This is a genomic window from Brucepastera parasyntrophica (assembly GCF_022376835.1).
GTDB lineage: Bacteria > Spirochaetota > Spirochaetia > Treponematales > Treponemataceae > Brucepastera > Brucepastera parasyntrophica.
In genome coordinates this window covers 722,994-742,481 of sequence record NZ_CP084606.1, presented here as the reverse complement: position 1 = coordinate 742,481, position 19,488 = coordinate 722,994, and the positions used below count along the sequence as shown (strand labels likewise).

Genomic DNA, 19,488 nt, shown 5'->3' with positions numbered 1-19,488 from the left:
GATTTTGCGTAATTTTCCGTTACAGGAATAATAACATTCAGTCATTTTCACTTTTCTTTTTTGCCGTCATACAATATTGTGGACCCATTAATACCATCTGCTGAAAATACACATGAGTGTACTTCAACACAATCTGCTGATTCAATAAAAAGGGGCGATTTTGTTCTGGCTGTCTCATCGGGATCATAAATTGTTACATTATAGAGTCCTGGAAGGCGATGGGGTGAACTAATGTGTATATTTTCTATTTTAATATTTTTGAGGGACTATCAATTACAAATGCTGGACTATCTTCGCAGGTATAGATTTTTGATTCATTTATCTTTTCTTCTATCAAATTAGATTGACTATCCTTATTCCATCCCCCTGAAAGTATTACTTGGGAATGTATCTGGAAACCATCTTCAGGCGCTGAATATTCACCTGCGGCAACTCTTATTTCTACTTTTTTCTTTGTTTATTAAAAACCTGATCGACATGACGTAACGCGTTGTTTAAATCGGAAAATGCTGTATTCCAGGTTTTTCCGTCATTTTTTTGTTCTTTGTTTTTCCGTCAACATATAAAATAACTTCATTGGATAGTATTTTTTCTTCATATTTTTCAGGTATCAAATAATACATTTCATTCTGCAAATTGGTCAGAGAGTCAGTAAATGATTCATCAAGTGTAATAATATAATCAATTGAATATTTGGGATTATTATTAATGAGTATCTTAAATAGATATTCTCCCTGATTTTTGTATTTTTTTATTTCACTGGGATAATCAATATCAGCTTTTATCAGTTTTGAAAGAACTTCAATCGCGGAATAAATGAGCGTATTGGAAACCGGCCCCGCTTTTTTTCCTGACCGGTATATATCAAAAAACTCATCCCATATTTCCGCGATAAGCTGGAATTGGTTTTTTATATCAGTTTTATGCTCTGTTTTAATATACTGAAATCCCTTAAAAATGCTTTTATTAGATTTTGTAGGAGTAATGTTTGTATATTTAAGATTAAAATGTGAAAAGTAAAATCGTTCTATTTCTTGTTTTAAATATAGAAATATAAGAATTTTATTGTCTTTTTCAGATGCTGCTTTAGGGAAAATATTAAATATTTTTTTTAGTACAGTATCAATCTGTATAATATTCTTATCTCTATTATTCACCGTACCGTGTGGATACAATTTTTTCTGTTTTACCGACCACATAAAAAAAGCGAGAGTGTAGGCAAACTATTACTCATAATAAGATTTGTGTAAAACAGAATATACCCTGCCGCATAGTATTTCTGCCTGAACGATATATTTTGACTCGGCTTGCGTGAACTCCATACCGCATGCTGTACGGTATCATGAATCAGCCTGAGACTCTCCGATGAAACGAGAGCTTGTGTTACTTCCTGATCTGTTAAGATTTTCGTTTTTTTCAGGGAAAAAGCTTCCTGTATGGATATGCCCAAGTCTTTAGTTACAGCCAGAAGCAATACCGGATCATTATATAATCCATTTTTACCATTCATTCGTTCAATTTTTTTATAAAAAGATTTTTCCTGAAGATTACGCGCGTTGCATACCGCATTGGTATGTTCCATCATATATAGATTTTTAATATGCGGAAAAGACCTGCACAGGTGGATAAATGATTCAGTTGCTTCCTGTAATTCGTGTTCAAGCTTTCCATATAGTTCGGTATCCTCATTTTTCGGCATAAAACTCCTCCACAGGGCGGTCTTAAAGATTTTTACATTTTATATATATTAGACAATATTGTCTATAATAAGACAAAAATGTATTTTCAGCGATACCTTTATCTGTAATGCAGATAGATGATTTAGCTAATGATCAATTCCCCCAGAACATCTCCACCGCGGGCCGCACTCCCTGATACGCCTCAAGCCGTTCGGCGGGGATCGGGTTGTCATAATGGTCCGTCATCGCCATAGACCGGTGACCCACAAACTCCCGAAGGACCTGTTCTGACAGGAGTGTCCGCATACGAGTGTTGTAGGTGTACCGCAGGCAGTGAACGGTCAGCCGCCGGGCCTTATAATCAATCCCCGCTTTTTCAAGACCGAACCTGAACCGGTCGAGAAGGTAATAACTTGCTACGGGCTTGCCGTTATAGGGAAACACAAGACCGGGAAACTCAGGAGTGTGGGGCATGAGGGAGAGCCAGCGCTTCAGCATATTCATTGTGATTTCAGGCACAATGACGGCGCGGCTTCGGGTATCTTCAGCGGTGGCTTTTTTCAATAAGCCGATCTCCCCGAGGTCATCGACAGCCCGGTCAATTACCAGACCGCTTCTGGGCAGATATATCTGCTCGGTGTGCAGCGCCCGGACTTCCCCGGAGCGGAGTCCCGCTGATACGGTCAGACAGAAAAGAGTACCGAACATGAGCGCGTCCCTGTCGGTCTCCTGGTGCACACGGCTGGGGCGTTTCCATATCCTGATAAGCTCGTCCGCGTCCCATGGAAAAAGGTAGGCCAGCTCCTCACCAGACAGGGTGTCCTGTCTCCTGCCGTTCCGCCTGAAGGGTTCAAACTCGGGGATTATCTCCAGAATACCCGAGCGACGGGCTTCCCTCATGATGAGACGGAGCGTATAAAGGACAGTGTTCCGGCAGGAATTGGAAAGCCTCTGTTCGAGAAGAAAGTCCTCGACTTCAGTTGGAGTAATATCGGGAAAACGGTAACGTCCGAAGCGGGGAAGGATATAGCGCGTCAGGTGCCGCCGGTGCTGGATAACAGTCTGCCTCTTGAGCACCTTGCCTTTGGCGGCCCAGCGGGCGAGGTGAGGGGCCCCTTCAGTAAACATGTCCCCGGCGAAATCCGTGACAGTTACCAGCCTGGCCGCTGTTTTCTTTTTTGACTGGGTCAGTTCTTCTTTCAGGAGGTTTTCGAGAAACTGTACCGCTTCCCGCTTGCTTGAGCAGGCCCGCCCGCAGGACCTGATAATCCGCTTTTCGTTTTCCGAAAACCAGTAATACCAGAACGTTCCATTGGGCCGCGCGCGTTTGAACAAATGATACTTTCCGACCGATACACTCATCCGTGGCTCCCGGAGACTTATGAAATCTCCAAAAAAAGTGTTGCCCTTTTGTTGCCACTTCTGTTACCACAGCCCTTTTCCGGCTGTGTCTTACGCATACGATTCTGACAGCGTTTTCAGCTAATTCCTTGCAGTGCAAAAAAATAGACCGCCTGAAAGGCGGTCTGAAAAGCTCCCCCGGCCGGGCTTGAACCAGCGACCCAGTGGTTAACAGCCACTTGCTCTGCCGACTGAGCTACAGGGGAATGTTTGTATTGGAAAAAATATACTAACAGCAAAAAAAAGTCAAGAGGGCAGGCATAAATAATCATATAGACTGCGTTCCCTGATTTAACTATATTTCTGCCGCTAAGGCAATTTGCCCCTTCATTTTACCGGCCTCACTCTGTTCCGCTCAAACCTCAAACAGAGAGCGGCCCCCGTACCGGTACCTTATTCAGTGATACCCGCTATTTCCTGAATTCTTCGCTTGATCTCTTCGATTACCGCGCCGTATTTCTGTTCAAGCATGCGTCTGCCTTTGGAAACGGCCTGCATATATTCCGGATCCTGTCTGGGATCAAGAGAAACCGCCTGCCCGTACATTTTTTCGAGTTCCTGCTGTTTTGCCTTCAGGCGCGGCATGAACTGCTGTTCCAGCATGGATCCGAGCTGTTCACCTTCATCCAGGTATTGCTGCATAATCTGGTTAACCTGCTCAAAAAAGAAGGAATTCCCGAGTCCGGCAGCAAAACATCAAGCCCGGCACCTATATCGGTCAGTTTCTTGAGATCATCCTCAGCGGACGGGAGCCTGACTGCGGCAAGAAAAATTGACAGGGCGCCTTCCTTTATAAACTGCTGATCTGCCTCTTTTTTTCCGGACAGCACGGACGCAAGCTTTTTCGGATCCCTGTCTTCCAGGTAGGCGGTTGCCGCCTTTTTTCCCTCAACTTTCAGTTCCCTGCTTTGGGCCCCTGTTTTGTCTCCCTGTATATCAGCTGTTTTTTCAAGCGCAATTTCCAGAGCTGATCGAACCTGTCCCATTTTTCCCCCTCATCATATTTTTATATTAATATACAGTTTTTTTCAGTACAAAGGCAATTAACCCGTATATCATGGGATTCAACAGGAATATCTTCAATTATCTGGGCTTCCCAGCATACTCCCGCCAATGTAATCTCTCTCCGGCGTTCCGCAAAATGACTGAGAAAATCCGAAAGAAACCGGTCATAGTATCCTCTGCCTCTGCCAAGGCGGGAGCCTTCACGGGAAAATGCGAGACCGGGCATCAGAATAACTGCCGGAAACCGTATTAAATGGGACTGTTCCGGAAACAGGGTGGGCCAGGAGCTGTCAGGTTCCGGAATGCCGAATGCCCCCGGAAGAAAATCACCGGTTACGGAATTAATGGCATGAAACGTCAGATCCTCGCCGGTAATGCGCGGGACCGCTACGGTCCTGCCTTCATCAATCATTCTGGATATTGCCGGAGTTATATCGGGCTCTCCGGCGTAAGGAAAAAAAGCAAAAACCGTGTCTGTTCCTTCAATGCCGGGAATGGCGTATATTGACTGAAGAAATTGCCGGGAAGTGTCCCCGCCGGTCATGGCGCATTGTTTTACCCGTTCTCGCATTTTCTGCCTGAGTTCTGCTTTTGCTTCGTTCATGTGCTATTTTTCTTTTCCGAGAAGGTTTCTGTACTGTTCCTTGAGAATGATGACACAGTCCGTCAGACTGGCGTTTCCCTTTACAATATCCTCCGCAAGGGCGTGACAGTTCGGCGCGCCGCAGCAGCCGCAGTCAAGCCCGGGAAGTTCTTTATAAATTTCCTCCATTTCTTCCATCATTTTTACCGCTTTTTTATAATCGGAATCAAGTTTGAACGCCGACTTTTCGGGAATGGAACCCTTTCTCATACAAAGTGAAGGATCAACTTTTTTCCGTTTATCACCGGCTTCTTTTTTTTCATTTCCCAGTTTTTCTTCTTTTTGCCTGATGGAATGTTTTGCCAGATCGGAATTTGAAACAGTCAGCGCCCCGCCGACACATCCGCCCGGACAGGCCATCAGTTCAAGGAAATCTATATCATTGAGAAGCCCGTCTTCCACGGCCTCAAGAACCCGGGTGCAGGCTTCTATGCCGTCGACCGCCATGTAGGAATATCCTTTGTCTGCGAGGGCCGCCTCGGCTTCTCCTCCTGTCCTTCCCCAGGCGATTTCTTCGGGGCGGAGAGGAAAACATGCTTCGCCTCTTGTAATTTTTCCGAGGGCAGTCAGGCCCGGAACATGAATATCCCTCATACTGAAAACACCGTCAATGCCCGTATCTTCGCCGCTCACGGGGGCCATTGATTCCGTTATTTTTCCCGGACAGGGTGAAATAAAAAATACGCCTATCCTTGGTTTTTTCTTTCCCTTTTCCCGTAATTCAGTAAGAGCCTTTTCCCGCGCAAGCCGCCCTGCCAGTTCCATAGGCGCGATTACAGGTACTATATGATCGATCAGTGTAGGAAAGCGGCTTTGGATAAACTTTATTATTGTAGGACAGCTTGAAGATATCAGGGGCTTCATTTGCTGCGGCCCCTGATTGTTTTCAATACACTGGAGGGTTGCCTCGGAGATTGCGGAGGTTGCCGCTGATACGGGAAAAATATCGTCAAAGCCCAGCATCAGCAGCGCCTGATGGATATCACCGATACTGTATTTTTCCGGAAACTGTCCGTACAGCGACGGCGCGGGCAGAACAATGGTCCAGTCATATTTGCTGCGTCCGGAATTCATAAAATCCCGGAAACTGTCGGATCTTGCCTGTTTTGCGTGGTTCCTGCACCGCCGGATACATTCGCCGCAGTCAATGCAGCGTTCGCTTATAATAAGGGCCTTTCCGTTTCTGACGCGGATTGCTTCCGCAGGACAGGTAGTAACGCAAACTGTACAACCCTTGCATGCATCTTCATCGAGCATTACGGAATGATTTCGGTTTGGTTTTTTCACTGCACTGTTTCCCTTTATCAGGAAGTTTCCGGGGTCTTCCTGAAAACCTCTCTGCTTATTTAGTACTCTAATAATAGAGTACTCTGATGTTATACTATATTATTAGAGTATCCGTATTTTCATGGTTATGGTTGTGCCTTTCCCGGGTTCCGTTTCTATCAGCATCTCATCGGTATTGCGCTTCATGTTCGGCAGTCCCATTCCCGCGCCGAAACCCATTTCCCTGACTTCATCCTCCGCAGTGGAGTATCCGTCCTGCATGGCAAGTTCAATATCCGCTATTCCGGGACCATCGTCTTTCATAATGATAGTTATCAGATCAGGCTCAATGGTTATTTCCGCCCGGCCCCCGCCGGCATGAACAACCATATTGATTTCAGCCTCATACATGGCGACGGCGGTTCTTTTGATAACCGCCTGGGGCAGCCCCAGGCGCTGGAGTGTCTTTTTCATTTCTGAAGAAGCATTTCCGGCACGTGAAAAATCATCTCCGGGAACTATATAATTGAATTTCATCCCGCCCGGATTCTCCTAGTCGATTTTTCGGACTCCGCCCTGTCTGACTCCGGCTTCATACAGCTTTCCGCAGGCAAGAAAAAGCGGGAGTTTTGTTTTAAGCAGGACAATATTATTGTCTTTTGCCATTTCAATCATTTCATGATTGGGGGACTTCCCGCGGACAAAACATATTGCCTGAATATCCATAAGAATAGCGGTACGGATAACCTGAACATTGATAAGACCGGTGAGCAAAAGGACCTGGTCCTTTACAAAGGCCATCACGTCACTCATAAGATCGGCTCCGCAGGCGGAAAGGATTTCCACATTTTCCTGTCCGGTGCCGTCAACCAATTCGGCTTCAAGAGCCTTTTGTACTTCGGAAATTGTCATATAATAAGAATAACACGGTTCCGGCCTGCCGTAAAGTGACTTTCCGGGCAGTTATGCTCCCCCGTATTTCTGTTTTCAGTATTTTTTTTATCCGGAAGTCCGGTTTAATCCGGGCTGTTCATTGAACCCTGCCGAAATCCCTCAAAAGCAGCGTTTTTTCAATTGCCTTGACTGATTTCCACCAGTTTTCACTGATAGCCCATTCCCTTGCGTATTTTCCGGCGTGCTCAAACCAGTTCCAGGGGATATCCCAGACCGCCCCGGGCCGCCTTGTGTCAATAATAAAATCCAGCTCCGCGGAAACAAGCTCCTTAAAAGCGGGAAAGAAAACACTGTCGGGCGATCCGATATAGAGGGAAGGTTTTGCGTTATAAGCAGTCCATTTTGAAGGGTCCCGTTCAACGGTATTTTCCATGAGTCCTGCCAGCCTGCCCGCGAGGCCGGGACCGTCAAATTTGTTCGCGGCGCCGGACGTTTCCATGTCAGCGAGCAGGGAAACTCCTTCTCCGATTCCCATGTCGCCGTACGGTCCCGGTCCGTTCAGTTTATCGATTACATCTTGGGTGCAGTCAAGGGCTTTTTCATACAGGGCCGAATTGACATCCCCGTATCTCAGGATAAAACCGGCAAGACCGGCGGTTACGCCGACACTTTCAGTCTCATTTGAGGCCTCATTGTATGTCCACCACGGGGCTCTCGGGCAGGCGTCGTTTGAGGGTATGCTGAACAGCCAGCTCTTTTCAGTGCTGTGCATCCCGTTTTCCAGAAATCTGAAAATGCCCTGGTATACCGGATGGCTTGTATCGGTAAAGCGGATTCCCCTGAGAAGGGTTATCGCGTAGAGTGTTGTATACGGTGACGAATCCGGGTTCCAGCTGTCAGGTTCGAGTGCGTTCCCGAAACCGCCGTCTTCATTCTGGTAAAAGGCGAGGGTGGACAGTACAGCCTCTGCGGTTCCATCTTCAAAATGAAACTGCCAGAGCGCGCATTCGATTTCCCTGCCGTTCCGGTGCAGCCAGCTGCGGATTTCCCCAAAAGCTTTTTTATCGAGTGTTTTCATTTTTTTTCTCCGGTAAGTTTTATTCGAGGCGAGGGTTTGATACCCCTGCTCTGCGCCGAGGTATTTTATTGATTGTCCGCTGTTTTTTTATTTTTCGGCTGACGTGAGCTGGCGCAGATACATATCCGCGATTACTATAGCTGCCATCGCTTCAATGACCGGAACAATCCTCGGACAAAGGCAGGCGTCATGCCGGCCTGTTATTTCAATGCTGGTCCCGGCGCCGTCAACCGTTACCGTTTTCTGGATTTTCGCTATGGACGGGACCGGCTTGATAGCCGCATTGAAGAAAATATCGGCCCCGGTCGAAATCCCTCCGAGTATCCCTCCCGCATTATTTGAAGAAAACCCGGCGTTATCCTGTTCATCCCCGGCGGTCATTTCATCATTCCATTCCGATCCTGTCATGCGGGCGCTGGCAAATCCTGCGCCGAATTCGATTCCCTTTACCGCACCGACGGAAAGAATTGCATGGGCAAGTTCGGCGTCCAGTTTATCAAAGACAGGTTCTCCGAGGCCCGCCGGGACTCCCGAAATCCTGCAGGAAATAATCCCTCCTGCGCTGTCGCCTTTTTCCCTCAGAGCGGCTATTTCAGCCGTCATTTTTTCCGCGGCTTCCATATCCGGAGCTCTGCATGTATTGGCCTCAATAACCGATTCATCTCTGGTTTCGCAGCTGATACCTGCGGCTTCCTGTGTCCATGCAATCACTGTGATGCCCTTTGAGGCCAGAAAAGTTTTTGCCACGGCTCCCGCGATTACCCGAGCCGCGGTTTCACGGCCGGATGAACGCCCTCCGCCACGGTAGTCACGGATCCCGTATTTTTTCTGCCAGGTAAAATCAGCGTGGCCCGGCCGGAAAACATTTTTCAGCGTATCATAGTCGGAAGAATGCTGGTTTGTGTTTCTTATGAGCGCCGCGATGGGAGCTCCTGTTGATTTTCCCTCAAAAATTCCGGAAAGGATTTCACAGTGATCAGCTTCTTTCCGGTCGGTAATTGCGGGATTATGTTCCCTGCCGTGAAATCCCGGCCTGCGGCGGTCCAGTTCTTTTTGTATATATCCGGGATCAACCTGAATACCGGGAGGACACCCGTCTATGACAACCCCCAGAGCTTCCCCGTGACTTTCCCCGAAAGTGGTTACCCTGAAAACTGTTCCGAATGTATTTCCTGCCACAGCACACTCCTTTCGGAAATAGTCAAATAATTTAAATTATTTGACTATAGCTTCCTTTATTCTCACTTTAACATCCGGCGTCCTTTTGCATCAAGGGCCACTGTATATATTCCGATAGTATATATATGAAGAATATTTTCATTACAATAATCATGGTTTTAACCGCCGGTATGCTTTCCGCCGCGGATCTCTCCATAGGCCCCTCCGATGTAAGGATTATCCAAAGTCCCGAGGGCGGTTACCATTTATACATCCGGAAAAAAAAGGATATAAATTCAGTACTGATCACTGAATCCACAAAGGATCCGCAAATGCTCTCCGCTAACTACGCTTACCGGACCCGGGACTATAATCCGGTAAATGGCGATGAACTCCGCATGCTTGATGGTGAATTTATTCCAAAAGAAGATAAAATCTACAGCCTGATTGATTCTACACCGGAGCAGAATACTCCGCTTGGTGAAGCTTTCCATATCTGGATACCCTATATTATTCTTTACGGATATGAAAATACCCGTCATGGGGAAGTACAGGTTCTTGACGGGACCTTCCTCAATATCCGTGCCTTTGAAAAGCCCTATGCCGATTATACGGGACAATTCAAAGACAATCCCTTTCAGCTCCGGGTAACCCAAAAATCTGTTGCCGAACATATGCCGGACACCGCAATTTACATGAAAGATACGGTAACCGCCTTCTCGAATCTTGCCGATGTTTCACAGGGTAAAATAACCTATGCAAAAGGCGCGGATGATATTCTTCCCCAGATCACGAAAATTCTGACCCCTGCCGGTGATAAATCCCTTGATCTTGTATTTGTTATTGATGCAACGGAAAGCATGCAGGATGATATAAAGATTCTGCGGGAACTGCTGGCCTCTTCCCTTAATGAGTTACTGCCCCAGTATCCTTCATGGCGGGTCGGGCTTGTTCTTTACAAGGACTATTTTGATGATTTTCTGGTTAAGTCCGCCTGTCCCTTTACGCCGGATTTAAATGTATTCATGAAAGCCCTCGGGAGTTTCCGTCCCTTCGGCGGCAGGGACATCCCCGAAGCGGTTTATGAAGGCATTGACGCCGGTCTTGCCTATCCCTGGAATCCTGCTTCAGATAAAAAAATCATTCTTATCGGTGACGCACCGCCTCATCCGAAACCGCGCGGGCGGATTACAAAGGAAACGGTTGAAAATAACGCCCGTTCCAAAAATGTACAGATTAATGTTATCATTCTGCCGCATGGAAACACGTATTAGACGGGAAACCAAAAGTATCAATCATCCCTGAGGCGTATCAGCAAAAGATACCGCCCCGGGATAGAGTATTCTTTAAAAAATTACCTGAATATGATTTTGTCAGAAAAAACAGCCGCTGAAAACAGATTTATTTTCAGTGGCTGGATATTTTATTCCGCAGCGTCAGTTTTTGCAGTCCGGTGTTTTTCCGGAATGCGGTTCAGATCGTTCCGCGCCAGGACCAGATATTCAGGGGGCAGCTCTGTCCCTCCGGTTGATTCATAACGCGCTATAATTGTTTCGAGGCGTGTTTCAGCATCTTCCCATTTTTTCTGCTTCATTCTGATATGCGCAATTTCAAACTCCGCCGCGGTCAGTGTTGAGGTATCCGATCCATAGCGGTCTATGATAGTCTGGTAATAAACTTCTGCGGCCTTGTATTTGTTCCTGTCAAGTTCCGTCTGTCCCCGGAGACTCAGTTCCGCAACGCTTGCTTCAGGTGGGATCTGTTCAGGATTGGGAATAGAAGAACATCCTGCCGATATTACTGCCACAATGCCGGCCAATAAAAAAAGTAAGGGTTTGCATTTCATGTACGGGTTTTCCTAGCCTTATTATTCGTAGATTTCGTCTTTGATGGGCAAGGTTTTTTTCAGATCGCTGATAAAATCCGCGGCATCGCCCATCGGTTCATATGAATCACAACAATCAATACTGCGTCTGGTAACAGTGAAATATTTATAAAGTTTCTCTCCGCCCATTTTTTTATTCCATTTGCCTGCTGCGCAGCGGACCCGGAGATAAAACTGGCCCGAAGAGTTTGCCGGACTCGGCACAAGTTTGCAGTGTATGCAATTTGCGCAATAAATTTTTCCCTGTTCAAGGGCTTCCGCGATTTCGGTTTCATACATTTTTTCTGTCTGCTCAGGCATACATAGCCCCCTTTTTCAGTCTTTATAGTATCATGCGTGAAGACCGGCGTCAATGTAATTCGGGCCTGAAAATGCGCATGACAGGTATGATATCGAGCCAGTTTCAAAACTCTGTTAGTTTTGAAATCGCCCCATTAATTCAATTTTATAATAATTTCGGCCCGCCTGTTGCGAGCCCGGCCGTCGGCCGTTTCATTGGTATCTATGGGTATCCGAGCGCCGAATCCCGCTGTCTGTATTTTATCAGCCGGAATTCCCCGGGAAACGAGCTGTTCCGCTATTTTTTCCGCCCTCAGTTCCGAAAGGGTCTGTTCACCGGACGGATTGCCTACGTTTGCTGTATGACCCTTTACAGTAAATGAAGCGTTCGGGCCGGCTATTTTAAGTATATCGGCAATGATATTAAACCGTTCCTGTTCCTCAGGAAGGATTTCAGGAGAATCGGCGATAAAACGTATATCATAAATACTGATTTTAAGCCCTTCCCAGCTGTCGTCCACATCCATCCTGGTGACAGGAATGGGTGCCAGGATCTTTTCGATTTCCTGACGTGTAAAATAGTAGTTTTCATCCCGTACGGGGCCGAGCATGCTGTTTTCCAGTGTTTCCTGGTCACACAGGATAACGATTTTACCGTCCCTGAGCAGATTCCTGTTTTCAGGGCTTGAAACAATACGCAGAAAATCCGTCTGTGAAATGACGGGATCGGTCCTGTTCTGGCCATACACGCCGCGGGCCGTTATCCGAAGAGGGTCTGCTCCTATTCTGTCCCTGTACCGGCTTTCATCGCTGCTTGCCGTGTAATATACGATTCCCCGCTTTAAGGCGACAGCCGGATCTACCGTATTCTTTTCATACAGCAGGTCCATATCCGAACCCCATATTCTGGGAAAAATACAGGGAGACAATGCTTCCTGCGTATATTCGCCATGTACGGGAAGTGTTCCCCGCGCGTCAATCAGAATGCCGCTGTATGCCCGGGTCGGTACTGTATATAAAGAAGGTTCAACCGGGTTGGCCCTTCTGTGCTTAATAAAAAGACTGCCTATATCGGCAAGATAAAAGGTATGTGTTGTTGACAGCTGTTTTAAATCAAGTGAAAAGCGGGGAGGTGTTTTTTTGCTTGTGTCGATAATTTCATTTATATCGGCAAGCGAAACAGCCCCGCTTTCAACAGCGTCGCCGAGTCTCTGCGAGGAATCTATAATTATGGAAAAGAATGTGTCTTTTAGAAGGCCGGGAGTTTCCGCGTTTAATATCCGGAGGGCCTCATTTCGGCTTGTGGGCATTTTCAGGCCGGTTTTCTCTACATCAAGTGAAATTACGGAGGTGATTGCTTCCGTGTTCCAGTTCACTGCCGATTTCGCAGAAATAATCTGATCATAGGCGGCAGCGTTAAGGGTAATCACTAATATGAAACACAGAGATATCGGCAGTTTTTTAGCCATATACACCTTTAATTTAAGTTTCTGATATAAAGATTTAATTAATTCTTTATACCAGAAACACGTACAACCGGAAATAGTCAAATATATTTAAGTTATTTGACTATATTACCTTCTTCCTCACGGATTTTTCCGGAAAACGGTTTCCGGAAATACCCTCATGTTAGAGTATCGGTACATGAAGCTGTTTACCTAACTTAAGAACAGCGTTAACATCAAGATTATTTTTTTCCGCAAGCGTTTCAACCTGAATATTATATGCCAGCGCTATAGACCAGAGCGTATCGCCCTTTTTGACAAGATAGGTGCCGGAAAAATCGAGGGTATCGGAATCTTTTTTTCCTTTATATGCTGTTACTTCCCTGAATGCCGGGATGACTATATTTTTTCCTATTTGCAGCGCCGATGGCTTCAGCCCGGGATTGTGCTGCAGAATCATATCGACGGAAACTCCGTAATGGTTGGAAAGAGCATAAAGCGTATCGCCGCTTTTTACCGTATACATATAATACTTTAAAAGTATCCGCGAAGTATCGTCCAGAAGACTTTTTACAGACTCCTCGTGGCTGCAGGGTATTCTGAGCGCATAGGATACATCCGGAGGCGTGATATTGTAAAAGAGGGAAGGGTTCGCCGCCAGAACCAGTTCGGTATCAATGCCGCACTCGGCGGCTATCAATTGTATGTCCACCGGACGTTTTACGGTAATTGTTGTCAGCTCCGGATGTTCTCCGGTTTCACCCCAGGAAATTCCGTAGTCATCGCTTTTTGAGAGGATTTCCGAAACTGCCAGGAATTTCGGTACATAATGGACCGTTTCCTGTTTTAAAAAACCTTTTTCACATAAATACCAGTAATCGGCTTTTCCCGCCTTTTTTATCGCGGTACGGACCGCTCCAAGGCCGCAGTTATAGGCGGCAAGCGCCAGATACCAGTCGCCGAGGTCCCTGTAATTATCCATCAGCTTTCTGACCGCCGCGGTAGATGACAGCCAGGGGTCCCGTCTTTCATCCATCCACTCATTTATTCTCATTCCGTAGCCGCCGATACTATTGCGCATAAACTGCCAGACCCCGGTGGCGCCCGATCTTGATACTGCTTTAGGCGAAAATCCCGATTCAATTACAGGCAGGTATAATAAAAACTCCGGGGCTTCAAGACGTTCAATTTCGGATAAGATAAAATCACGGTACAGCCCGGAACGCTGCATAACTGAAGAAAGGTATTGAATTCCGCCTGAAGAAGTGTACTGGTCGCGGTATTTCTGGACCAGCGCGGTTTCCGGGACCTCTATTGTAAGCGCCGGGTAGGAATTTTTCCGGTTTTCTTCTATTAGAATCTGTACCTCTGTATCTTCGGCAGCAGGCGTTTCAAGCTGGAAAAGGACCTCTGTTTCCGTTTCTATTGACGCATAGATAAAAAAAGGAAAAAACAGCGCGATTATAGGGACTGCAAAGACGGCTCTCTTCATTATACCTTATCTCCGTAATATATTCCCGCCCATTCCCAGCGCCCGTGAATCTCGGGATCCGCCGGAAAATTCACCTTTCTGAAATAAAGGTACCAGACACTGACATTCTGATACCAGCCCCAGGTCCGTAAATACGCCTCATAGGGAGTTGAAGAAGAATCAAGCGCCGCGCTGTATCTGATTCTGTTTCCGGCCATAAAGTCTCTCATCTGAAAGTCAACCTGCGAATTTTTATCGCTTGCGGTCTGCTTCCATGACATTGCGAAAAAATTGACCTTTGCCCTGTAGCTGTCAAGCGCCCGGTAATTGTAGGTATCTATAGCCCGTTTTATGCTGGTAACAAGCTCGTCCAGTGTTTCAAAGGTCCAATCCTTGGAAGAACTGTTATAATCGACGATTTGCTTGGCATATTCATACGAATTCGGTATTCCGGGTACCTGAATATCAAAACGGCCGTAACTCAGGAACTGTGTATATGTTTGTATAGCAAGGTCCCATTCACCGAGTTTTTCATACGCGCGCGCCAGCATAAAATATGCCTGGGCGGCGTCAATATTGGATGGAAACCGGGTTATAAGTTCGGTATAATATCTGATATGGAGTTCCGGGGAATCGGTTATTTTTATGAGATTTTCGAGACATACAAGGTGGAGCGACCGGCCCTGTATTTCAAGATCGGGACAGTTTTTCAGGATCCGCTCAAAATAATATTTTGCTATTTTCGGAGCATTGTTCTGGAGATAAATATGGGCGGTCATTAAAAGCCAGTATGCGTTATACGGATTATCGGGGTAATTTTCCACCGATGTGGTAAGAAAGAGTACGAGGCTGACATTGTTTTGTGCCGTCAGGAGATTATTTGCGACGCGGTTCATAAGCGCAAAACGGGTTTCCTGGTTTTTTGGGTTTTTTGCCAGAAGTTCAAGCAGCTGTTTCTGTTCATCTGAGTTTTCTTTTAGTCCGTAAAGTAAATAAGAAGATGAATCGGAAGAACAGGCTGTTGCCGTAACGCAGAAAAAGGCGATAATGGAAATACTGATTCCGGTCAGAATTTTTTTTAACACGGATAAAATAGTAACAAAAACCATTTGTATTGGCAAGATATTTAAAATTGGATTACTATATATAATGATGGGGATACTTTGAAAATAAAGCCGCGCATGACAAAATTCATATTACGATCTTCGGCCATATTACTGCCTTTCAGTATGACTTTTATTGTTGTACTGATCACGTTATATATGCTTATGGATACCAATTTGCCTCGTTTTGTTTTACCGACAATTACCCTTGTTCTGGGATTGCTGCTGTGGGCTACCGGCATAATATTACGAACCCGTTCCCGTTTTTTCTTTGCCGCTTCCTTTCATATATTGACCGCCTATCTTCTTTTTCTGGATGACCTGGGCATTTTCGGGATGCACTCATCACTGTTATGGCCCTTTCTGGTAATTTTTACCGGCCTTTCTTTTTTTGTGGCCGGAAATATGCATTACGGCAAGCCCCACCCGATGTATATTACTATATCCGTGGCTTTTTTTGTGCTTGGCCTTGTGTTTTTGATCTTTGCGTCCGACATTATGAATGTATCTCTTATTTCATTTTTCGCAGGAAGTTTTTCCGTCGTTATAGCTTTGCTTATTTTACTGCTGAGCAGATTGATTATCAATAAAACCTGTATTTCACTTGAGACCGTTAATGAGTAAATTTCCGCTCCGGCTGAGTTTTGTATTTCTTATTCCTCTTATATGGTTTTTCTCATGCAAAACCGTACCCGAGGCAAATTCAGGTGATTCCGACAAAGTGACGCCCGCAGCGGTTTCAAATGGCAGCGGTACCCTGCTTACGGTTCCATCAAAGGAACAGCTCCAGAAAAATACCATCGACAGTACGGTTCTGTCCTATCTTGAAACCGGATCTCCCGCGTCGATCAGGCATGCCGTTGAACGGATTAATCTTGATCCGAGGGGAATGACCGACCAGAACAGGGTCGCGCTCGCGGTCGCCGCCGAGTTAATGCGGATTTTATACCCGCTCGAAAAAGTCACCTGGTCTACGCCCTCGGTTCCTGATACCGATGCATATATTTCGGCAATCAGGCAGGCCCGTCTGGGTATCTATGATTATTCTTCCGGAAATAATGATTTTTTTTCACTTGTACTGCCCTCCCTGGTCCTTTTTACGGCTCCTCAGGTGTCCGATTTTTATTCCGACGCGGAAGTTTCCCTGAAAAAAGCAGCCATAATGAATGCTAAATCCATTCTTCCGGTCTGGTTTCTGGCAGTACTTGCCGAACGCCAGGGCTTTTCTTCCGCCGCCTCCGGATATTACAGGACAGCCTGGGAACGGGATCAGACCTGTTATCCCGCCGGGGTCGGTTATGCAGGCCTCCTGATCAAGGCGGGAAACGGGGCGACCGCGCTTGAAATAGGCAGGCAGCTGCACGCAAAATATCCCGATTCGCTTCAAATGGTACAGATTTGTGCGGAGGCGGCCTTTGTTATGAGTGACTGGGACGCCGCTGATCCCTATATTCTCGATGTATTGAAAGCCGAACCGGGAAATACGAATTATGTTCTGATGAGGGCAAGGGTTCTGGTTGAGAGGAAGGAATATCTCAAAGCGAATTCGCTCCTGGACGCCTTTGCCACAACAAACAGGACAAATAAAACATATCTCCTTTTACGGGCCCGGGTTTCGCGTGAATGGAATAAAAACCCGGCCCTGGCCATATCTTTTCTGCAGGATGCCCAGCGCCTGTATCCGGACGATCCCGATGTTTTACTGGTATCCGCCGAAGTAAGCTATCAGACCGGCCAGGCAATAAATGGAAGAAACGGAAGGGATTTTGTCCAGGCAGTGCTTGCAAAAGACCCCGGAAATAAAACAGCCCTGATGCTGCTGGCCTCCGATTATATTGCCGTTTCCGACTGGCCTAATGCGGTCCGCTACAGTGAGCAGCTGGTTTCCGCCTATCCTGAACCGGCGACCCGTTCCTTACTGCTTCAGGCCTATATTGGTTCGGGACAGAACACTCGGGCGCTCCAGCTTGCCGAAGAATTGTATAATGCCCCGAACCCGGCGGATGAAATTACCAGCCTCTACCTTCAGGCCCTTATAAACACCGGAAATACCCAGGCCGCTTCGTCGCTCATCCGGAACCGGCTGCGCGATGCGTCTTCTTCCCTGAAGAGTGTTCTCCATTATTATGAAAGCAAGCTCTTAACCAATGAAGAAGAAAAACTGTCCGCCCTCCGTTCCAGTCTTCTCGCGGACCCGCGTAATCTGGACGCCCTGTTTGCCATGTATGAATGGTATTTTGACCGGAAAGATTACCGGAAGGCCCAGTATTACCTGAAACAGGTAATAGCCTTTGATCCCATGAATATAAAATACAGCCAATTACTCATAAATCTCGAAGATTTACTTGCACGCTGAGGTAAATACCTTTATATTCAATACTAACTGGTTTTTTATTCCGGTAAAAGGAGTCATGGTAATGAAAAATATGTATGTGAATTATGCGGTTATGAGTATGACCCTGCCGTAGGCGATCCTGATAACGGAATCGCTCCTGGTACAGCCTTTGAGGATCTTCCTGATGATTGGGTATGCCCCATGTGCGGAGCAACAAAAGACAGCTTTGTCCCCGCATAATCAGGAAAAGACATGATTTCAAGAAAAGATGCAATATGGTCTATCGGATATGACGGCAACACTGCGATAGTTGATAAAGCGGCAAGAAACCGTTACGGCAGGCTGACAACAATGCAGCTGGCTGAAGCCGGTTTTTTCCGTGCGGCGGCCGCTTCGGCGCTGTACAATGAGTCTGATACGGAGCTGGCGGACGTCACTGAGGTCTATAACCGTATTTCCGGTTCTTCATATCCGGTTGACGCTATTCCCCGGCTTTTCGGGGTTGCCAGGGTCAACGCAGACAAGATAAAAGTTTTATAAAAAAGGGGCTTTTTCAGAACGTTTGTCCGGAAAAGCCCGATTATATTCACTTCCATTGCAGCAGGTAGTCCGTGTCATTCTGTGTGTGCGGGGCCTGGATGTTACATTTTAAACCACGGACATATGCTGAAAACAGCTGAAACAAGTACGCCATAAAACAAAAGGAAACAATAATGACGAATAAAGACCTTGTCAGAAACTTTTTTATTGAAGGCTATCAGAATAAAAACTATGACTTTGTGCTGGCTTCCGTTTCGGACGCTTATATTGACCACAGTCCTGCGGGAGCAAAAAGCAATAAGGAAGCCGCGGAAATACTGAAACTTGTAGCCCAAATGTTCGGAGATGTGAAAATCGGGATTCCGGATATATTTGAAGAAGCCGGTATGGTCGGAGCCCGGGTCAGATTTGAAGGAATCCATACCGGGGAATGCATGGGCATTCCGGCTACAGGAAAAACAGTCTCTTTTGAATTCCTTGAACATTTTAAAATAAGCGGCGGCAAAATTGCCGAGTCCTGGGGGTATTGGCCTGATCTTGAAATCCTCAATATCCTGAAATCCGGGTAACAGAAAAACCGTCCGTTTTTTCTGCGTGAAGGTTCCGGTCCCTGACCGGAATCATTGCTGTCTGTTTTCAGACTGTCCGGAAAACAGACAGGAAAATCCTCTCCGTTTTTTATTTTTCAGTGATGCCGCTATTTTCCGCTTATTGACTGTAATTCACAGTCTGTGATAACCTGTCTGGAACCTATTTTTTCTTTCAAGGAAGTATTGTTATGAATTTTTTACCGTTTTTACAGGCCTCAACGGAGAGCTCTGTGTTTTTTCCGATTATAACCTTCGGACTTATCTTTGTTGTATTTTACTTCTTTATTATACGCCCGCAGAATAAAAAACAGAAAGAGACCGAAAAGATGATTTCCGCACTTAAGAAGGGCGACAAGATCATTACCATAGGCGGTATTCACGGGGAAGTTACCTCCACAAAAGAAAAAACCGTCGTCGTAAAAGTTGATGATAACTGCAAAATTGAATTCAGCCGTTCCGCGGTTTCCAGTATAATGACAGATCCCAAAGCGGAAAAACCGGCAAAGCTTGAAAAAGCGGAAAAAACCGATAAAGCAGATAAAGACGAAAAAAAAGACAAGGAAAAATAATTTCTTTATTTTCGATTTTCAAAAATACGTTTTGGGTGATACCCTGTATTGAATAATCCTTAAAATGGCAGAGAGAATCTTTGTCATTTTATCAATATGGAGAAATATAGTCAAATAATTTAGATTATTTGACTATTTCCAATTCTA

The 19,488-nt window shown here is 46.0% G+C and carries 21 protein-coding genes, 1 tRNA gene and 1 pseudogene; 7 read left to right on the top strand and 16 right to left on the bottom strand.

Annotated elements, in window-relative coordinates; translation table 11 throughout:
* Positions 1 to 494: 494 nt before the first annotated feature.
* The 11 genes and pseudogenes from K7I13_RS03560 to aroC all read right to left on the bottom strand — a co-directional run bounded on the left by K7I13_RS03560 (position 495) and on the right by aroC (position 9,145).
* On the bottom strand, positions 495 to 1,157 hold the full coding sequence (locus tag K7I13_RS03560) for a hypothetical protein (RefSeq protein WP_255948001.1): 663 nt from the start codon (positions 1,155 to 1,157) through the stop codon (positions 495 to 497).
* Positions 1,158 to 1,186: 29 nt separating this feature from the next.
* Positions 1,187 to 1,699, bottom strand: a complete 513-nt coding sequence (locus tag K7I13_RS03555) for a hypothetical protein (protein WP_255948000.1) — start codon at positions 1,697 to 1,699, stop codon at positions 1,187 to 1,189.
* 133 nt (positions 1,700 to 1,832) lie between these two features.
* Positions 1,833 to 3,041, bottom strand: coding sequence for a tyrosine-type recombinase/integrase (locus tag K7I13_RS03550; protein ID WP_255947999.1), 1,209 nt, complete (start codon positions 3,039 to 3,041; stop codon positions 1,833 to 1,835).
* Between the two features lie 172 nt (positions 3,042 to 3,213).
* Positions 3,214 to 3,286 (bottom strand) — tRNA-Asn (locus tag K7I13_RS03545).
* 187 nt (positions 3,287 to 3,473) lie between these two features.
* A pseudogene (locus K7I13_RS03535) lies at positions 3,474 to 4,066 on the bottom strand (DUF6657 family protein).
* 20 nt (positions 4,067 to 4,086) lie between these two features.
* The gene (locus K7I13_RS03530; RefSeq protein WP_255947995.1) at positions 4,087 to 4,689 is read right to left on the bottom strand and encodes a 5-formyltetrahydrofolate cyclo-ligase; all 603 of its coding nucleotides are present in this window, start codon (positions 4,687 to 4,689) and stop codon (positions 4,087 to 4,089) included.
* A gap of 3 nt (positions 4,690 to 4,692) precedes the next feature.
* Positions 4,693 to 6,015, bottom strand: coding sequence for a [Fe-Fe] hydrogenase large subunit C-terminal domain-containing protein (locus K7I13_RS03525; RefSeq protein ID WP_255947993.1), 1,323 nt, complete (start codon positions 6,013 to 6,015; stop codon positions 4,693 to 4,695).
* Between the two features lie 102 nt (positions 6,016 to 6,117).
* Positions 6,118 to 6,531, bottom strand: coding sequence for an ATP-binding protein (locus tag K7I13_RS03520; RefSeq protein ID WP_255947991.1), 414 nt, complete (start codon positions 6,529 to 6,531; stop codon positions 6,118 to 6,120).
* Positions 6,532 to 6,546: 15 nt separating this feature from the next.
* Positions 6,547 to 6,906 (bottom strand): hypothetical protein, encoded by a 360-nt coding sequence (locus K7I13_RS03515; RefSeq protein WP_255947989.1) that lies wholly within the window; start codon positions 6,904 to 6,906, stop codon positions 6,547 to 6,549.
* Between the two features lie 118 nt (positions 6,907 to 7,024).
* A complete protein-coding gene (locus K7I13_RS03510) occupies positions 7,025 to 7,966 on the bottom strand; it encodes a hypothetical protein (RefSeq protein ID WP_255947987.1) in 942 nt (313 codons plus the stop codon).
* Between the two features lie 87 nt (positions 7,967 to 8,053).
* A complete protein-coding gene (gene aroC, locus K7I13_RS03505) occupies positions 8,054 to 9,145 on the bottom strand; it encodes a chorismate synthase (protein WP_255947984.1) in 1,092 nt (363 codons plus the stop codon).
* Between the two features lie 125 nt (positions 9,146 to 9,270).
* Here aroC and K7I13_RS03500 point away from each other — a divergent pair, with 125 nt between their 5' ends.
* Positions 9,271 to 10,398 carry a vWA domain-containing protein gene (locus K7I13_RS03500; protein WP_255947982.1) on the top strand — a complete coding sequence of 376 codons (1,128 nt, stop codon included), beginning with the start codon at positions 9,271 to 9,273 and terminating at the stop codon, positions 10,396 to 10,398.
* A gap of 149 nt (positions 10,399 to 10,547) precedes the next feature.
* Here K7I13_RS03500 and K7I13_RS03495 read toward each other — a convergent pair whose 3' ends face one another.
* The 5 genes from K7I13_RS03495 to K7I13_RS03475 form a co-directional block, all read right to left on the bottom strand.
* The gene (locus tag K7I13_RS03495; protein WP_255947980.1) at positions 10,548 to 10,931 is read right to left on the bottom strand and encodes an outer membrane protein assembly factor BamD; all 384 of its coding nucleotides are present in this window, start codon (positions 10,929 to 10,931) and stop codon (positions 10,548 to 10,550) included.
* A gap of 60 nt (positions 10,932 to 10,991) precedes the next feature.
* Positions 10,992 to 11,309: a hypothetical protein gene (locus K7I13_RS03490; RefSeq protein WP_255947978.1), complete on the bottom strand. Its 318-nt coding sequence runs from the start codon at positions 11,307 to 11,309 to the stop codon at positions 10,992 to 10,994.
* A gap of 134 nt (positions 11,310 to 11,443) precedes the next feature.
* On the bottom strand, positions 11,444 to 12,757 hold the full coding sequence (locus K7I13_RS03485; RefSeq protein ID WP_255947976.1) for an OmpA family protein: 1,314 nt from the start codon (positions 12,755 to 12,757) through the stop codon (positions 11,444 to 11,446).
* A 160-nt stretch (positions 12,758 to 12,917) separates the two neighbouring features.
* The gene (locus K7I13_RS03480) at positions 12,918 to 14,225 is read right to left on the bottom strand and encodes a lytic transglycosylase domain-containing protein (protein WP_255947975.1); all 1,308 of its coding nucleotides are present in this window, start codon (positions 14,223 to 14,225) and stop codon (positions 12,918 to 12,920) included.
* Positions 14,225 to 15,313, bottom strand: coding sequence for a tetratricopeptide repeat protein (locus K7I13_RS03475; protein WP_255947974.1), 1,089 nt, complete (start codon positions 15,311 to 15,313; stop codon positions 14,225 to 14,227). Before K7I13_RS03475 ends, K7I13_RS03480 begins: the two co-directional genes overlap by 1 nt.
* A 54-nt stretch (positions 15,314 to 15,367) precedes the next feature.
* Between K7I13_RS03475 and K7I13_RS03470 the strand changes: the two genes are divergently transcribed.
* The 6 genes from K7I13_RS03470 to yajC all read left to right on the top strand — a co-directional run bounded on the left by K7I13_RS03470 (position 15,368) and on the right by yajC (position 19,341).
* Positions 15,368 to 15,931, top strand: coding sequence for a hypothetical protein (locus K7I13_RS03470; RefSeq protein ID WP_255947973.1), 564 nt, complete (start codon positions 15,368 to 15,370; stop codon positions 15,929 to 15,931).
* A complete protein-coding gene (locus K7I13_RS03465) occupies positions 15,924 to 17,663 on the top strand; it encodes a tetratricopeptide repeat protein (RefSeq protein ID WP_255947972.1) in 1,740 nt (579 codons plus the stop codon). The genes K7I13_RS03470 and K7I13_RS03465 overlap by 8 nt, the downstream gene beginning before the upstream one ends.
* A gap of 27 nt (positions 17,664 to 17,690) precedes the next feature.
* On the top strand, positions 17,691 to 17,882 hold the full coding sequence (gene rd, locus K7I13_RS03460) for a rubredoxin (RefSeq protein WP_255949208.1): 192 nt from the start codon (positions 17,691 to 17,693) through the stop codon (positions 17,880 to 17,882).
* Between the two features lie 12 nt (positions 17,883 to 17,894).
* The gene (locus tag K7I13_RS03455; protein WP_255947971.1) at positions 17,895 to 18,182 is read left to right on the top strand and encodes a hypothetical protein; all 288 of its coding nucleotides are present in this window, start codon (positions 17,895 to 17,897) and stop codon (positions 18,180 to 18,182) included.
* Between the two features lie 173 nt (positions 18,183 to 18,355).
* Entirely contained in the window at positions 18,356 to 18,751 is a 396-nt protein-coding gene (locus K7I13_RS03450) for an ester cyclase (protein WP_255947970.1), read from the top strand.
* 209 nt (positions 18,752 to 18,960) lie between these two features.
* On the top strand, positions 18,961 to 19,341 hold the full coding sequence (gene yajC / locus K7I13_RS03445; protein ID WP_369413693.1) for a preprotein translocase subunit YajC: 381 nt from the start codon (positions 18,961 to 18,963) through the stop codon (positions 19,339 to 19,341).
* The last annotated feature ends 147 nt before the right edge of the window (positions 19,342 to 19,488 follow it).

Bases quoted from the DNA above. Each gene is read 5' to 3' on its own strand.
- K7I13_RS03555 (WP_255948000.1), bottom strand. From the start codon at position 1,699: ATGCCGAAAAATGAGGATACCGAACTATATGGAAAGCTTGAACACGAA.
- K7I13_RS03550 (WP_255947999.1), bottom strand. From the start codon at position 3,041: ATGAGTGTATCGGTCGGAAAGTATCATTTGTTCAAACGCGCGCGGCCC.
- K7I13_RS03530 (WP_255947995.1), bottom strand. From the start codon at position 4,689: ATGAACGAAGCAAAAGCAGAACTCAGGCAGAAAATGCGAGAACGGGTA.
- K7I13_RS03520 (WP_255947991.1), bottom strand. From the start codon at position 6,531: ATGAAATTCAATTATATAGTTCCCGGAGATGATTTTTCACGTGCCGGA.
- K7I13_RS03515 (WP_255947989.1), bottom strand. From the start codon at position 6,906: ATGACAATTTCCGAAGTACAAAAGGCTCTTGAAGCCGAATTGGTTGAC.
- K7I13_RS03510 (WP_255947987.1), bottom strand. From the start codon at position 7,966: ATGAAAACACTCGATAAAAAAGCTTTTGGGGAAATCCGCAGCTGGCTG.
- K7I13_RS03500 (WP_255947982.1), top strand. From the start codon at position 9,271: ATGAAGAATATTTTCATTACAATAATCATGGTTTTAACCGCCGGTATG.
- K7I13_RS03490 (WP_255947978.1), bottom strand. From the start codon at position 11,309: ATGCCTGAGCAGACAGAAAAAATGTATGAAACCGAAATCGCGGAAGCC.
- K7I13_RS03485 (WP_255947976.1), bottom strand. From the start codon at position 12,757: ATGGCTAAAAAACTGCCGATATCTCTGTGTTTCATATTAGTGATTACC.
- K7I13_RS03480 (WP_255947975.1), bottom strand. From the start codon at position 14,225: ATGAAGAGAGCCGTCTTTGCAGTCCCTATAATCGCGCTGTTTTTTCCT.
- K7I13_RS03475 (WP_255947974.1), bottom strand. From the start codon at position 15,313: ATGGTTTTTGTTACTATTTTATCCGTGTTAAAAAAAATTCTGACCGGA.
- K7I13_RS03465 (WP_255947972.1), top strand. From the start codon at position 15,924: ATGAGTAAATTTCCGCTCCGGCTGAGTTTTGTATTTCTTATTCCTCTT.
- K7I13_RS03455 (WP_255947971.1), top strand. From the start codon at position 17,895: ATGATTTCAAGAAAAGATGCAATATGGTCTATCGGATATGACGGCAAC.
- K7I13_RS03450 (WP_255947970.1), top strand. From the start codon at position 18,356: ATGACGAATAAAGACCTTGTCAGAAACTTTTTTATTGAAGGCTATCAG.
- yajC (WP_369413693.1), top strand. From the start codon at position 18,961: ATGAATTTTTTACCGTTTTTACAGGCCTCAACGGAGAGCTCTGTGTTT.